Genomic DNA, 15,819 nt, shown 5'->3' with positions numbered 1-15,819 from the left:
CGTGCTAAAGAAGAGCTTGTTAAAAATGGAAATACTGCCTGAAAATGTCAGAAACAACGTAAAGTCTAAAGATCACTGGACAAGAGGGTTTTATCTTGTTTTGTTCTTTTTTATTCTTTATTCCGTTATTTTCTTGCTGTTTTTTATTGGTATCTTTCAGTTCGTCACAAATCTTTTCTTTAACAAATCGAATAAGCATCTGTTAACGTTCGGTCATTCTCTAAGTCTTTATTATCACGATATGATTCAATATATTTCTTATAATTCTGCTAGAAAACCTTTTCCATTTAGCCCGTGGCCTCATGGTGACAAGTAATCACTTATGAATCAAATTGCGTGATCTCATCTCGCATATCATCAATATAAGCATCCAGTGTTTTAAGCCTTTGGGTGCTTGCAATATTAAAAACCGCATCCCCTTCATTTACGACGGGGAGATTGGTTAAGCCAATCACAACCCCATTAAAAGGTGCTTTGATTTTTTGAGGAGGATTTACTTGAAACGGATCATGAATATAAGCTAATGTTTCCCCCTTTTTGACAGCGAATTTTTTAGTAAAATCTTTGCAAAATTGCAGCATACCACTGTCACAAGCACGTACCCAACGAGTATGCTTGGTGATTAATGGCTTTAAAAGCGTCGCTTTACTTAAAAGTGGAGATTCTATCATGCCGAGATAATCAAGTACTTTGGTGATACCGCGTACCCCCATACGAATGCATAATTCATTAAAACGTAGTGCTTCACCTCCTTCATAAACCAAGATCGGAATGTTCATTTCGCTTGCAACCTGACGAAGTGAACCATCTCTGAGTTGTGCATCGATAATGACTGGGGCATCAAAAGCTTTTGCCAGTTTTTTGGTTCCTGGAGTCGATAAATTAACTCTTAACTGAGGAAAATTAATTCTACCATAGGCCCCGGTATGCAAATCGATGCCATATTGACAATGTGAAAAAATCTCGGTTGTTAGCGTATTGGCTAATCTTGCTGCTAAAGAACCTGATTGTGAACCGGGAAAAGAACGATTCAAATCACGTCTATCTGGTAAGTAGCGCGATCGGAGCATAAAACCATAGACATTGATGATGGGAAGGGTAATTAAGGTGCCGTTAATATGTTTCAGCCACCGCTGTGCATGCACACGACGGACAATTTCAACGCTATTGATTTCGTCGCCATGAATGACGCTTGAGATAAAGACTTTTGGGCCCGCACTCTTACCATGAAAAATATGGATGGGAATGCTCATCTCCGTTTGGGTGTAAAGATCGGCTAGAGGAAGCTTAACAATGGCGTGTTTTCCAGGTTCAATATCAACCCCTGCAATGGTAATGGCTTTATTTTTGTTATTCTTCATAACCCACCTATTATGCTTAAGAACAGCTGCATCTATAGGTGGGACAGGTTATTTAAAAAATAGTTTAATCAATAGCTGGGTATATTTTCAGTGATTTGTTTATTTTAATAAAAGCCAGCATTCCGTTACTAATTCTGTTTCAGCCACTTCATGATCAAAGTTGTAATAACAAAATAGACAAGGCATATCACCAAGCTCTTCACCAGAGTGAGGTAGCCATTCACGATATAAGCTATAAATAACCTCGCTAATGTAATCTCGAGATCCTTTATGTTGGATTACCGCATAACGACCCGCCGGTAATCTTTTTTCAATAACAGCACCTTCAAGTTTTAATGATTCAGGAATGGTTATTCCCAGATCAAACCGAAACTCAGCTGCCGGCGTTGTTTTAGGATCATCATAAGCAAAGCCAAAAGCTTCTCCTGCTTTAGGTTTTAAGCTGACTGCTTGTGCCTTAGCCCAAGTGATTAATTGACTCACGCTGCTGCCAATTTTTTGAGGATTGCCGCGATGCTCTATGATGGCCAAACGTCTTGCATTCATGTTTTTAATGGTCACATTCATTTTGAGATTACCTTGTTTAGGCAAACAATAAGGAGGCTTTTCCCATACATGCCAGCTTGCATGGTGGCGGAATTCACTTGGGCTTAAGCCACAGCTTTGTTTAAATGCGCGTGTGAAAGCCTCGTGTGATTCAAATCCTGCATTGATTGCAATGTTAATAATCGATATCTCTTTATCAATAATTAACTGATGTGCCGCACGTTTTAAGCGAAGCCATCGTATATATTGTTGTAAAGATAAACCGGTATAAGCTGTAAACAGGCGATGAAAATGATATTTAGAAAAGCATGAAATATCGCTCAATTGTGCCAGGGTGAGTTTATCATCGAGATGTTTTCCGATAAACTCAATAACCTTATTTAATTGAAGTTCATAATTCATGCTTTCTTGTTACAATCTATCGCCCATTCACTAAAACAAGGTTACCTGATAGATATCTTCTTTATTTGACCATTATTGCTAAGTTTATCAAAAGCTGATTATCTAACTATTAATTACGGCTTCGCAAATATCGTTTTCCAATCGTTTTTCATGCTTATGACAGTCCAATTATTCTTTTTGGCAGCATCTAACGCAACATCAAGCTTGGCTAAGGGGTCATGTCTATCATAGGCCCATTCACGTTCTGCATCATCATGATGAACAATCATGGCAAGAGAGGGTCTATCGCTCCTTAAGGTTGTCCATTCCAGCATTTCAAAATCACCATCTGAATTACCAAAAGCCATAATAGGTTGACGGCCAATATGTCGATGAATACCTTCAGGTTTACCTGTCTTGTCATCAATAAAGAAAATCTCCGGCAAACGCATTAAAATAGGTTTTCCATCTTTCATTTCAAATTTGACTTTAGCACTACTACCAACCACTTGTTGTGGAGGGACACCATAGCTTTTTTCAGTCCAAGCGCGCATGAAATCAACGCCACCACCTGAAACAATAAACGTCACGAACTCGTTTGCACGAAGATATTCAAGTAATTCAATCATGGGTTGATAAACAAGATCTGTATAAGGGACATGCTTTTGCGGATGTTTAGCCGTTTTGATCCATTCTTTAACAATATTATTAAAATCGGTTGTCGTCATGCCAGCATGGGTGACCGCTAAGATCTCTAAAATACCCTTTTGCCCCAGCTTTTCTAAGGTAGCATGATCGTTTTCTAAAATCGCTTTAAAGGGTTGTTGATTATTCCACTCAGGATGCTCTGGAGCCAATGCCTTAATTCTGTCAAAAGCAAAGGCGATTTGAAAGAAGACAGGTTTTTCGGCCCATAAAGTACCATCATTATCAAAAGCCGCGATGCGCTCTTCTGGAGGGACGTAATCGGCGCTATTTTTATCGGTCACTTTTTTTACAAATTGAATAATCCTTTGTTTTGCTTGGGTATCATTCCATGATGGAAGAGGTTCTGTCGCCTGAGAAACGGAAGCAAAGAATAAAATAAAAACGAATATTAAATAATTCAGCTTATATCTCATTGATTAATTCCCTTCAATAAATACAGTTCCATTGGAAACGTTCACATAAATCGTCTAAGTATTTTCTCAATCTCTAATGCAGTTTATGAGATGAAGAGCTAATTCGCTATTTTATTTAGCTTTTTATACTCATGACATGTTGAGCATTGAAAATATAACCAGGTGATATACAGAAAGTAGATTGCAATATTGGTGCGGTGCATGGTTTGTATTTTTCCTGACATAATCAGGCATTGTAAAGCTAAGTTGCCAAACATAACAACTTGTCATTCAAAAAGACAAGTCCTTTCAAATTGTTAATCATTTTGACTGCATTGCAAAATTCAAAAGTGCTGTATATTGCAGTGCATTTTCCACCAAGATTCACGTTTACAAAAGCTGTTATTACCGGTATAAATAAAAGTCATTCAAAATGATTGATTTAAACAGCATCCCAAGGAAGGGTAAGCATGCACGTCATACGTGAAAAAAAAATTCATTTGTCTTCAATGGTCATTGCTTCAACCTTATTTGGTTTCTTCTCAAGTGCAGCTTATTCCTTTACTTCTCTTGATTTATTAGCCAATTTATCAAATTCGAACTTTTACCCACCAACTACCGGGTATAATTATATCTCTCCTTTAGTGACTTTCGATGTGGTTGATGGCGACAATGTGGGCACCACCAATGGCATATCGATTGATAATAACTTTGGTAATAATGCCTTATTATGTTTAGGTACCGGTTGTATCGGAACGGTTTTTAACTTTGATGGTACGACAACTGTAGCAGGCACAGTTGGTGCCACAAACCCCATCGGCACGATAAATTTATTAGGCGCAAGTAAAACCGTCACCTTTCAAGGTGATATTAACGTTAATACTTCTCTGAATTTTGGGGTGGGTTCGAATGCAAGCACAACAATAACACTTGCAAATGGAGTAGATGTTGATGGCGACATTACTACCGCTGTAGCCAATACAGGTACGTTGCAATTGCTAGGCAATAACATCATTACGGAAGGCGTGGGTACGGCCTTACTTCCTTTAAATGCGATTAATCTATCAGGTGGTGCAGGAACTGTTGTTGAGTTCAAAGGCGTAAACAACGAGCCTATTGTCGCAAAAACAATGAATTTTCTGGGAAATGCAACGGTACAAATCGATGCCGCTGTACCCAATCTAACTGCCAATATTGAAACCAATCTTAACAATCAAGGAACGTTAACATATGTTGGAGGGAGTGCACTGAGTGTTTTAAATGGAACAATTGGTGCAAGCTCTGGAAATTCTTTGGCTAATTTGAACCTCAATACAGGTAACGCAGCGATTGCCAATACTTTTGAAGTAACGGGTGCGACATTTAAAGTTGCGAATATCAATCTATTTGATAATGCGGGCGCAGTTCAAACCACCCTCATACTTAATAATCCTAATTTGGCTTTAACCAGTCAAATTACCCCTCAAACAAATAACACCGATATTCTAGATGTCAATAATGCAACGAGCATAACAGGGGGCATAGGGACTGCAACAAATGCCTTTGCTGAAGTTAAAGTAGGCGCGATTAATCCATTGATTATTAATGGTAATATCTATGCAACGAATACCAATTTTTATGGCGATCAAACCTTAACCTTACAAAATGCGAATACTCTGATTAGTGGCAATATTGGTAATGCAACTGGATTGGCAGGAAAGGGAACGCTCTTATTTCAAGGCAGTGGGGAAGTCACTGGAACGATTGGTGCCAATCAATCGCTAAATAGCGTTAATTTAAGCGGTCCTGCTGCGAATGTCATTTTCGATGGGAATGTGACGGCCGTTAATGGTCTCAATTTTGTCGCAGGCGCAACAGCTAACACTACAGCAAGTCTTGCCAATAACGTGACGTTAACAGGGAATATCGATGCGAATGCCGCTAACATTGGTACTTTACAGTTCTTAGGTAATGCCACCGTGACAGGCACGGTAGGTGCTGCGAATACTCTCCATCAAATCAATTTATCTGGCGCAACTGGCCAACAAGTTAATTTTCAAAATGATATAGATACCACCTTGCTAGTTTTTCAAAATAATGCAACAGCAAGCTTAGCGGCAGGCAAAACGCTAACCGGTAATGTTGATTCAACGATGGCTAATTCAGGCGTTTTACAATTCGTTGGTGCGGGTACTGTGACAGGGTCGATTGGTGCCACTAATCCATTAAATTTAATCACTTTAAATTCAGGCGGTGGCGCGAATACGATTGAACTCGATGGTGCAACCATACAGGCATCAACCATTAACATCGAAGGAGCAGGCGGAACAACGTTGCTGCTTAATGATGTGCTAGCCCCCATGCAATTAACTGCTAATATAACAACCAATAATAATGGCATCGATACATTGAATGTATTGAATCCAGGCGGGAATACAACCATAACAGGCAACATTGGTTCTGCAACCAATCTATTTAATTTGGTCAAAATAGGTGCTAATACCGATACAACCGTGGCTGGTGACATTTTTGCTAATAACGTGCAATTTCAAGGTGATCATCTATTAACCATCAACGGTAACATTGATAGCGCTATTACAACGCTTAACAATAATACAGGTTCGTTAATTATTGCTTCATCCAGTACCATCAATTCGCCGATTGGTGGTGTTGGATTTTTGCTAAAAAATGTAACCATTCAAGGCGGGTTAGGGACAACCGTAGACTTAAGCGATAATTTATTCGTTACTGATACCATTGTTAAGTCAGGCAGTAATTTACTAAGTTCTGACAATGTCGCTGTTAACGGCAATTTAACGATACAAGATGCAAACAGTGCCTTGAGTGTAGCCAATAGCACTAATCTTACTGTGAATGGTAATTTTAATTTAGGCGCTGGAACCTTTTACAATTTAGATATGGGAGGTAATAACCTAACAACTGGTTTGTTAACGGTTAATGGGATAGCCACCATTTCACCTAATGCTAAAATTACGATTGCCAATCCTTCGGTTACAGATATAACCCAGACACACACTATTCCTATTATTACAGCAGGATTAGGTAGCAATCTTTCCGTCTTACCAGTGATTAATGCTAGCTTATTTTTTGATATTACATCGCAAGTAACAGGACCTGGAAATACCATATTGCAATTGGTTTTAACACCCAAAGCAAATGCCGGTATGCTGTCTAATCTTCCTGGGGGAACCATTGGTTCAATATTGATTAATATTGGATTAAGTAATCAAGCAACAGGTGAGTTGCAAGCTATCATTGAACAATTATCATCTTACACCACCTTGGCATCACTTAATGCAGCCTTGGCGCAACTTGCTCCTACCGTTGATGGGGGTACTGTGCAAGCAAGCTTTGATGCACAATCATTGGCATTAAATGAGTTTAGCGACCAAATCGATTATAGTACAAGACGTCGAGGTTACGCTGCGGGTGATTGGAATCAATATTCTGGTGCTTGGATCAAACTTTATGGTCAAGAAGCCGATCAGAGCGAGCGTGATTCCGTTGCGGGCTATCATGATGAGATGGTAGGAGTTGCATTAGGCGGCGATGTGTTAATCACCGATGATGCTCTTGCTGGCTTAGGTCTTAGCTTTTCTACTGCAAAAGTTAAGCACGATGTTTCTGCTGGCACCAACACGCAAATTAATAGCTATCAAGCAACCGTTTATGGTCGGTATGAATTTTTCAATCCCCTTTATTTAGATTGGTTTGGTGCAATTACTTATAATACTTATCAGCAACAGAGAAACGTTAGTATTGGTAGTTTCTTTATGTCACCAAGCTCAAACTACGATGGCTGGCAAACGGGTCTTAAAGGTGAGCTGGGTTATGTGTTTGATCAAGATTGTTGGCATATCATTCCTATATTCTCGTTGTATTACTCGCACTTATCATTAGATTCTTATACCGAAACGGGTGGGGGTACTGCGAACCAAAACGTGAATGAACAGTCATATGATTTATTCCAAGCAGGCATTGGCATTAGGGTTGCTTATGATTATTTAACGCCACAAATTACCTGGCAGCCGGAAGTTCATGCAAGAATATTTTATGACTTTGTGGGAGATACGGTAGCAACCACCTCGCAATTTATTGGTGCTGGGCCAAGTTTTGTGACAGAAGGGGCCAAACCTGCTCAAACCAGTTACAACTTAGGCTTAAAATTGACCGCATTTGAGCATGAAAATCTTACTTTAACGGCAAGTTATGACTTCCTGTTCAAAGAAGACTTTACTTCCAATACGGCTTATCTGAAATTCCGTTATGACTGGGACCATTGTGTCAGAATCGTTGATGTCTTGGCACCACTAAAAATGCATAGCCAACGTCCTGAGATCATGGAAGAAAGGGTGGTGAGAACCTTGCCACCATCTTCTGATGCTTACTCGGGGGATTATGATGACAGTGTTTGGCAAGTTCAGGTCGGTGCATTCTCTAATCCTGAGAATGCTAGAGTGATGGTCGACAAACTACGATTGGCAGGATACGCGGTTTATACGGAGCTTAAAAAGCATTCAGGTAGAACGTTAGTTGTGGTATTAGTCGATGATTTACATAGCAGAAATGAAGCTGAAAATGTAAAACAGTTGTTACATAAGCAATTTAATGTGAAAGGGCAAATTGTGCATTAGTTTTCAGCCCCCATGAAGGCGTTAGCTGCACAATGGGGGCAAAGTTTGTCCTTAACAATCAATCATCGAGGTATCAACATAGCCCATTTCATGGGCCCATTGTATAATCTTATTTCTATTAGTAGAACTCAATTGCAGTTTAGATTTGATTCGAGAAATATACGATTCAACTGTTTTAACGGATAGTTTTAATGAATTGCTTATTTCTTCATTAGAAAACCCTTTTAAGATCATACGAAAGCAAGCCGCTTCTCGATCGGAAAAAAAACTAAAAGGCCTGGTGTTTTCTGTGAAAAACTGATTACTTGCAACTGTGTCATGTTGCATTGAGACTCTCATTTCTGGTGTAACAACCATCTTTTTTAAAGGTTTCACCAAGTTCATTTTAGCCTTTGCAATTAACCCTTTTGCATTCTCAATAAAATACATGTTAAATTTTCTCAATAAAACCTGATTATTCATGAAAAAATCGTATACTTCAGCTGTGTTTTCTGAAGTAGTTCCATAGGCAAATATTTCAGTGAAGTTTTCATTCTTTTTAACAAAATAATAGCCATCGCCAATATTTAATTCATCAGCAACTTCCTTTTGTTTTTTAGTGAACGTGTTTTTCCAGCATGTCCATCCATTGGGAAGGTAAAAACCGCATAAAGGAATTTCATAAAAAAACCATGATTCATAATATTTCGCATTTGAATTCAATGTAAAACCGCGCGTGTCCGGATAATTAACACCATAGCAAAAATAGTGAATATCACTGCATCTTGTTAATGGCTTTAGTATCTCTTTAACAATGCTTTCACTTTCATAAATAATATTGTTGGGTTGTAAGCTCATCATGCTCAATTGAATAAAGTAAGTGAGATATGATTTTAAAAGATGTTCTAATAATATGCGAAGGCTTCCATCTTAGGGGTGGTTCATTTTGTCCGGATATTTTTTAAACATACTAGAATTTCCTTACAAAAAACATAAATCCAATAGATTGCATGTAAATGCAACCCTGCATGCTCGAACGCTTGTCAGGATTTGTTATTGAATCATCGCCATTCCATATTAAAAACACTTAAGAAAACGTATAATTTTCACCAGATGCATAACTCAGAGGTTGAATATGTTAAATCCAGAAATTGCCAGTAATTTTAGTGAATCAAATGCAAAACAAGCATTAGATATCATCATGCAATATCCAGAATTAATAGACGTTATTAATCAATATCTGCCAACGATTGCTAAGCAACTAGCAGATGGTTTTAATTTAAACCCACTCACTTTGCCAAGATTTCAAGCACTCAACTTGTCAGAGAAAGCATTATTTTTGACTAAATTTTTAGCAACGCGAGCAGAAATAGCATATAAGCAACAAGCTTTAAGATGGGAATCGGAATTAAAAGAGGATTTAAATAATATACTAGCGATAGATTTTAACGATATTGACCTCAGCAATATGGATTACAATGAAATAAGTACTTTAACAGGAAGCATTCATGGCAAAATCGATAGCTATAACCAAGCTAAAGAATCAAGAAGATATGAATTTAATACTCTTTCAAATGAATTGGATGGTTCAGATGATTCTCCCCCTCAAGCACCGTCATTAGCGCCTGCAACTTCTTCATACGCATTCTATTTAAAAATGGCTGCAGCGACAGCGACCCAACAAGAACAAAGAAGAAAAGAATTGCAAGAACAAAAGCAATTATTTGAATTGGCCTTTGCAAAATGGAACGATTTAATTTATAAAAACCGCAGGTTGCTAGAACGTTGCGAAGAAAAGCAAGCAGCATTAAGACCACGACGAGCCTATGCCTATAGGTAATGCTGACTGCTGAAATAAATAACAGAGTAATATAGAATTGATATTTTATTCTAATCTTATGTATGTAGAAGGTATATTATAAGGTTAGAATAAACACCGCATGCGCCACTCAAAGGGATTTAGCGTGTTTCTACTTATCATGCATGCCGTGAAAATGGGCATCATTGGTGGATTAGGTGCTGTTGTTTATGTCGCTTTGATTGGCATTATTTACAACTTTATCTTCTTAGGCCGCGCTGGACTTGTTTTGCAAGAGTTTGCTTATAGTCCAGCCAGTCGATGGGGAATAGGGATTATCTTAGTCCCCATCCTAGGTGGACTAGCGGTGGTATGGCTTATTAAACACTATGGCGCAAATGAACGTGGCGTCAGAGAGCCCGATATCCTCCATTTTGTTCACCCTGAAGAAGGTAAAAATCGTTACGCGATTGAATTAGCAAAATCTTTAGCTTCTACTATCACGATTGGTACGGGTGGCTCGGCGGGCTGGGAAATTCCCATTACGCAATTAGGAGCCACATTAAGTTATCTATTAGGGGGGATTAAAAACCTTCCAGCGCAACAAAGATTAGTTCTAACCGCGGCGGGCTCTGCGGCGGGTGTTGCTGCCATATTTAATGCACCGTTAACAGGTGTTGTCTTCGCACTCGAAATACTCCTATTTGCTTTTACCCTTTCACATGTTGTGTTGATTGGTATTTCAGCAGTAACTGGCATATTAGTCTGGAAGTTATTTCATGGAGATAAAACTCTATTCCACTTTAAAATATTACCCCCTGACAATATGTTGCTTTATGCTAAACAGCTTCTTTTATATATCCCTTTAGGTATTTTAGTAGGATTAGCTGCCGTGTTATTAATGAGTGGCATAAGCTGGTTTAAAACACTATTTGAGAAAAATATTAAAAATCTCTATTTAAGGCATACCATAGGGCTTGGGTTAGTCGGTATTATGCTGTATTTATTAATGAAGTTCTTTGGGCATTATTATATCGTTGCCATGGGATATGCTGCCATTCAAGACATTATAGATTCTATGCTGCGAAATATAGGGTTAATACTATTGATATTTTTCTGTAAATTATTGGCATTATACTTAACCTTAGGTTCTGGTGCGACAGGCGGCCTTTTTTCTCCTAGCTTGTTTTTAGGGGCAACATTAGGCGGAGCATTTGGGCTTGTTCTTCAATATTGTTTCCCTAGTATGCAAATTAATATCATCTATTTTGTGGTTGGCGGGATGGGGGGTATGCTAGCGAGTGTTACCGGTGCGTTAATTACATCGATTGTTTTCATTCTAGAAATAAGCAAAAATTACTATGTTGCCTTACCTATAATCATAACAACGATTGTTGGAACCTGGATAAGAATCTATTTCTATCCTAAAGGAATTTACACTTTCAAGCTGTATCAGCATGGTTTAATGTTTGAGCGTCACAAGCTGTAGCTTCATATCTAGTTCTTGTTCGAATTAAATTATTCGAACGTCGCTTTGGTAAGATTCATTTTAAAAAAAGTTACTTACCAATATCAGGAATATCTTTATAAAACAACACGTCAGTGTTAGCATGTGTCTACTAGGCATCTAAAACGGTACCCTTCCTAGCAGGAGTAGTAAGATAAGGATTAATAATACCAGACCGATAGTACCGCTAGGATAGTATCCCCATTCTCTGCTATAAGGCCATGCTGGAATGGCTCCTAATAAGAGCAGAACTAATAATATTAATAATAATGTTCCTATCATTTTTTCCTCCTTAACTTATTTATTGAGATTGGCTGTAACACATTTTCGATGACAAAGTAGTCCTAAATGACAACCAATGCTAGAAGCTGCTGCGCCTAAGGTAAATATTAGAAATATTCCAATAATTTCTATGCCCGCCTTTTCTGCAGTTTTAGGTGAAATAGGTACCTCAGCAGTTGCTTTTTGTTGAACTTTAGCTGTATTGGCAGTTTCAGCAACCGCTTGCGGAATACCGAGTGGTATATTAAGAAAGGAAGAATTTAATGAACTCACAGCTGTCGCATGAGATAGAAGAAAGGTAAAAACTAAGCTGATTATAAGATAAAGTGCCCAGGCCAAAAATCCGTGAGTCATCCCATGATAACAACACTTTGTTTTACAAACTTCCATTGGCGCTGAAGCTTGAGCTAAATTTGCATTGAGCTTCTCGTGGCAATATGCAATATCTGAAGGATGTAACTTGATTAATTTCCCTGTTTTCCATCCGGCAATGAATAAAATGATAACGCCTCCAATCAATGACCATATAAAGCCATTAAAAGCAAGATCTCTTACCCCTTGTTCACTGGTGCTGATGATGGTAAGCCCTATGCCTAATGTTAAAAGATTGAACAAAAAAGTTAAACCAAAGGCAATCATTGCTCCTGAAATGACAGCTGACCAATTTATCGTTTTTACCTTATAGTAATGTAAGCAATGATTTTCATAAATAGATCGTTGTGGTTCTTGATTAAGTGACATAATTGTCCTCCTTAAAAACCTACATATTACAATTCGATCGCAATTAGGATTGCAATATTTCAGCACTATATATAAGGAAGATAGTACAATCCAACATCGAAATTGATATTACAAATAACAGTTAACTGTGAAAAATGTCAAATTTACAGACAATATATTTGTCTATACTCATTTAAAACATTCAAAGGAGAGTCTATATGAATGCTATTCAGATTTTACTGACTGATCATAAAAAAATGAAACAACTGTTATTAAAACTTTCTAAAATGAGTGAAAAAAAGGCAGCTGAACGAAAAAAATTATTTAATACGATAAAACACGAGGCTAAATTGCACGAAAAAATGGAAGAACAGCTTTTTTACCCTCATTTAATTGAACTCTCAAAAAGCAGAGCCAATGTACTTGAACATCATGAAGAAGTAGTATTAGTTGAACACATGATTACTAAATTGAGTAGAACTGATCCAAAATCAGAAAAGTGGACTGCTAAATTTACTGTGTTTAAAGAGCTTAATGATCATCATATTGAAGAAGAAGAGGATGAGAAATTCCCTCAAGCCATTAAATTATTGTCACGAAATTTACTCCTTGAAATTGGTGAACAAATGCAAGATTTTAAGAAAAAGCACAAATAACAACTGAATGTCAGATAACCAGTATGTTAATGGTATCAGGCTCATTGCAACACTTTATTAGACTATATTGGTCATTAGGATGAATGTATTTGGGAAGTGCGGTATGAAATATATTATTTTATGGCTCTTAGGTGTGCCACTACCGATATTGTTAGTCATTTATTTGCTTTTTGGTGGGCAATAAACAAGTAGAAGGAAATAAAGCAATGAACGACAATACAATCCCTTTAACCACTGTAAAAGAAAGAACAAAACACATTTATTGGAAAGCCGTTACGGTAGGCACTATCAGCGCTGTTGGTATTACCTTTCTTTTTAATTTTTTAACAATCGCTGTTGGTTTAATACTGTTTAAACGTGGACAAGAAGAAATGCTTGCACTGACTTTTGGTACGGTTGCGTGGATGGTTGTGGGTAGCTACATGACATTGTATGTAGCTGGTTGGATAGGGGGGAGGCAGCTCCATGGAGAGTATTCTTTTAATGTAGCGAATGGTCTATTACATGGCTTTGTGATCTGGTCGCTTTATCTTATTGTCAGCATTGTTTTGCTATCTTTAATGCCTGATGCGGTGGTTTCAACCATTTTAACATTGTTATTTATTCATTTACCGGCAGCGACTGAAGCAGGACAGCATGTATCCACTTCTACCGTTAATAATGCAGGGTATGCAGCCTTGGTGACTTTTTTCATTTTCTTTATGGGGATGGTGGGATGTTGCATTGGTGCCGCATGCGGTATTAAGGAAAGTAAAAAATATTATATACAATAAGCCAATAAAGACAGAGTGCACGCAAACACTCTGTCTTTTATGCTGAAAAAATTCGAACCAAGATAACTCCAATCACATTCGCCTCCTTTCATCTGACAATATCTGCTATTCATATATTTTTGCTACAGCTTCTAAGCTAAAAATAGCTAAAATGATATCAATTTATAAAAATAAAAGATAATTCCTTGCTTAAACAGGAAATTATGAATAATAAAAAATGGGGATAATCATGCTGTTTTCTAATTTCAAAAATGATATCAATATAGATGAACTGCGCAAAAAGCGTGAAGAGATCTTGTCTCAAGGTTCAAATCCTGCCTACCATCAAAGACATATTGCAGCATTGAAACCAGTTGTAGACTGGGATTCAAATACGATTTCAATTCAAAAGCAACATAATAGACTGTTACAAACAAATTATAGTGGATTAAACCCAGACGTTATCATCGATATAGCCAAAACAACTAAAGAAGCTTGGTTAACTGATTTTGTGTGCCCCACGGTCAATAATGCACTAAAACTCAACCTGGCAGCAGATTTGGTTTCGTTTTACAAGATGCCCGTAGAAGATTTAAATGCTGCGGTTCAAATGTTATATCGAAAAATATTAGAAAAAGATACAAGCTTCATAGATAGAATAAATGAGACAATAACGATAAAGCTCATGGAAAAAATTGATTCTGTTTGCGAGTTAGCTACTAATCAATTGAAAAAAGTCTATCCTGATATCAAAGAATCTGATCTTGAATATTCATCTCTTGCAAAAAAATTCATGTTATTAGAAATTTTAAGAGCTAGAAAAGCAATCACGCATGCTGTATTAAAACAAGAACTACAACTTCATTCAGACCTATTTGCCGCACTTGGGATTCAGCCAAAAACTATTTTAGCAAAAGGTGAAAATATTGATTATTCGATTCTTGGCGCGGCAGGAAGCGGAAAGAGTTCAATCACTAAAAAATTAATTCAAGGTGATAAACTCGATTTCGCGATACTCGCAACCGATGATTATCGAGGGGTAATATTAGACGATGCACACGAAAGCATTGTAACTGACCAAGTGCTCACTCGTACACAAGATACAGCCTTTTCAATCAAAGAGCTGGTACAAGATAGGTTAACATCCTTAACGCAGGGTAGACCCAATATTATTTTGGACTGCGTTTCATTAGAAGGGTGGCATCGTACATTATTAGAAAATAATAATAAAACCATTTCGGCGGTAGCCTGTTTGAATGATGCGACGCTTGTTCCTTCTAGAGCTTATAACCGCGCAATTGATCCAACCAGCAGCGTAGCTGATAAAGGACGCCAGGTAAACACTTCTGCTTTATTGAAAGGACATGCTGTCGCAAGTTCACAATTACTAACGAGTATTCCTTATGGTGTTACAACAGATTTATATGACACGAATATTTCTCAAGATCAAGATGCACCAATTCTCGCTCGCGTCATAACCAATAATACTGTACCACAAATTGAAATATTCAACTTAGCAAAGTTAGCAAGTTTTTTATGCAAATCCAATTTAAATCAAGAAGCATTAAAGAATAATGATTTATATTATACCTCTAAAAATGGCTATCAATATGATTCTCAACATCGTGCAGAGCAAATTTTAAAATTGGTTCCTGCCTGTTTGCCCTACAAAAAAGACAATTATGAGTTAATTTTAAGATCAAATAAAAGTGGTATGCCTTATGCAAAGATATACCTAAGTGATAATGGAATAAAATTAGAGATCTTAAACTTAAAAGCACTATTAAAGGTATTAGGTAATCAAAAAATGCATGATGAAGGTTGGATACTAAAAAGTATTATCATGCAGATTCATTATGGTTCAATGGCAGCAGTTAAAGAAAATATTAAAAAATATGGCAGAGAAAAAGTGTTTTACTTAGCTTGCAGGCATATTCTTCCTAAGATTAGAATTGCAAAACCTAAAGATTCCAAGGTTAAACCCCTGACACCTATTTATGACACTCAAATCAGGGTTGGTAAGCGGTGCCCAGGAGTTAATTATAATCATACTGAAAAGTTCCTTGCGAGCTTACATAAAAAAAGGCGATTAGTCTGCTAAAT

General features: G+C 37.4%; 13 protein-coding genes. 7 read left to right on the top strand and 6 right to left on the bottom strand.

Annotation, left to right across the window (positions count from 1 at the left end):
* Positions 1 to 25: 25 nt before the first annotated feature.
* Positions 26 to 316, top strand: coding sequence for a DUF4389 domain-containing protein (locus HT99x_RS15970; RefSeq protein ID WP_075066667.1), 291 nt, complete (start codon positions 26 to 28; stop codon positions 314 to 316).
* 4 nt (positions 317 to 320) lie between these two features.
* Here the strand turns inward: HT99x_RS15970 and HT99x_RS07625 are convergent, their stop codons facing one another.
* From HT99x_RS07625 to HT99x_RS07615, 3 genes are all read right to left on the bottom strand, one after another.
* Positions 321 to 1,361: a succinylglutamate desuccinylase/aspartoacylase domain-containing protein gene (locus HT99x_RS07625; RefSeq protein WP_075066666.1), complete on the bottom strand. Its 1,041-nt coding sequence runs from the start codon at positions 1,359 to 1,361 to the stop codon at positions 321 to 323.
* A gap of 99 nt (positions 1,362 to 1,460) precedes the next feature.
* The gene (locus tag HT99x_RS07620) at positions 1,461 to 2,309 is read right to left on the bottom strand and encodes a GyrI-like domain-containing protein (RefSeq protein WP_075066665.1); all 849 of its coding nucleotides are present in this window, start codon (positions 2,307 to 2,309) and stop codon (positions 1,461 to 1,463) included.
* A 113-nt stretch (positions 2,310 to 2,422) separates the two neighbouring features.
* Positions 2,423 to 3,409 carry a haloacid dehalogenase-like hydrolase gene (locus HT99x_RS07615; protein ID WP_075066664.1) on the bottom strand — a complete coding sequence of 329 codons (987 nt, stop codon included), beginning with the start codon at positions 3,407 to 3,409 and terminating at the stop codon, positions 2,423 to 2,425.
* Positions 3,410 to 3,858: 449 nt separating this feature from the next.
* Between HT99x_RS07615 and HT99x_RS07610 the strand changes: the two genes are divergently transcribed.
* Entirely contained in the window at positions 3,859 to 8,022 is a 4,164-nt protein-coding gene (locus HT99x_RS07610) for an autotransporter domain-containing protein (protein ID WP_259565969.1), read from the top strand.
* A gap of 51 nt (positions 8,023 to 8,073) precedes the next feature.
* Here HT99x_RS07610 and HT99x_RS07605 read toward each other — a convergent pair whose 3' ends face one another.
* Complete coding sequence (locus tag HT99x_RS07605; RefSeq protein ID WP_083482907.1) at positions 8,074 to 8,862, bottom strand: LuxR C-terminal-related transcriptional regulator; 789 nt, start codon at positions 8,860 to 8,862, stop codon at positions 8,074 to 8,076.
* Between the two features lie 274 nt (positions 8,863 to 9,136).
* On the opposite strand from HT99x_RS07605, the gene HT99x_RS07600 reads away from it, so the two are divergent.
* Together HT99x_RS07600 and HT99x_RS07595 are read left to right on the top strand one after the other, a co-directional pair.
* Positions 9,137 to 9,841 (top strand): hypothetical protein, encoded by a 705-nt coding sequence (locus tag HT99x_RS07600; protein ID WP_075066661.1) that lies wholly within the window; start codon positions 9,137 to 9,139, stop codon positions 9,839 to 9,841.
* A 124-nt stretch (positions 9,842 to 9,965) separates the two neighbouring features.
* Positions 9,966 to 11,288, top strand: a complete 1,323-nt coding sequence (locus tag HT99x_RS07595; protein WP_158003394.1) for a chloride channel protein — start codon at positions 9,966 to 9,968, stop codon at positions 11,286 to 11,288.
* Between the two features lie 138 nt (positions 11,289 to 11,426).
* Here the strand turns inward: HT99x_RS07595 and HT99x_RS07590 are convergent, their stop codons facing one another.
* A complete protein-coding gene (locus tag HT99x_RS07590; RefSeq protein ID WP_075066659.1) occupies positions 11,427 to 11,588 on the bottom strand; it encodes a DUF3309 family protein in 162 nt (53 codons plus the stop codon).
* 15 nt (positions 11,589 to 11,603) lie between these two features.
* Positions 11,604 to 12,329 (bottom strand): hypothetical protein, encoded by a 726-nt coding sequence (locus tag HT99x_RS07585; RefSeq protein WP_075066658.1) that lies wholly within the window; start codon positions 12,327 to 12,329, stop codon positions 11,604 to 11,606.
* Between the two features lie 197 nt (positions 12,330 to 12,526).
* Here HT99x_RS07585 and HT99x_RS07580 point away from each other — a divergent pair, with 197 nt between their 5' ends.
* The 3 genes from HT99x_RS07580 to HT99x_RS07570 all read left to right on the top strand — a co-directional run bounded on the left by HT99x_RS07580 (position 12,527) and on the right by HT99x_RS07570 (position 15,817).
* The gene (locus HT99x_RS07580) at positions 12,527 to 12,964 is read left to right on the top strand and encodes a hemerythrin domain-containing protein (RefSeq protein ID WP_075066657.1); all 438 of its coding nucleotides are present in this window, start codon (positions 12,527 to 12,529) and stop codon (positions 12,962 to 12,964) included.
* A gap of 206 nt (positions 12,965 to 13,170) precedes the next feature.
* Positions 13,171 to 13,737, top strand: a complete 567-nt coding sequence (locus tag HT99x_RS07575; RefSeq protein ID WP_075066656.1) for a hypothetical protein — start codon at positions 13,171 to 13,173, stop codon at positions 13,735 to 13,737.
* A gap of 229 nt (positions 13,738 to 13,966) precedes the next feature.
* On the top strand, positions 13,967 to 15,817 hold the full coding sequence (locus tag HT99x_RS07570) for a hypothetical protein (RefSeq protein WP_075066655.1): 1,851 nt from the start codon (positions 13,967 to 13,969) through the stop codon (positions 15,815 to 15,817).
* Positions 15,818 to 15,819 lie beyond the last annotated feature (2 nt).

It is taken from the genome of Candidatus Berkiella aquae (assembly GCF_001431295.2).
GTDB lineage: Bacteria > Pseudomonadota > Gammaproteobacteria > Berkiellales > Berkiellaceae > Berkiella > Berkiella aquae.
Note: the sequence above shows the minus strand (reverse complement) of the source record. Positions and strands in the feature narration are given on the sequence as shown.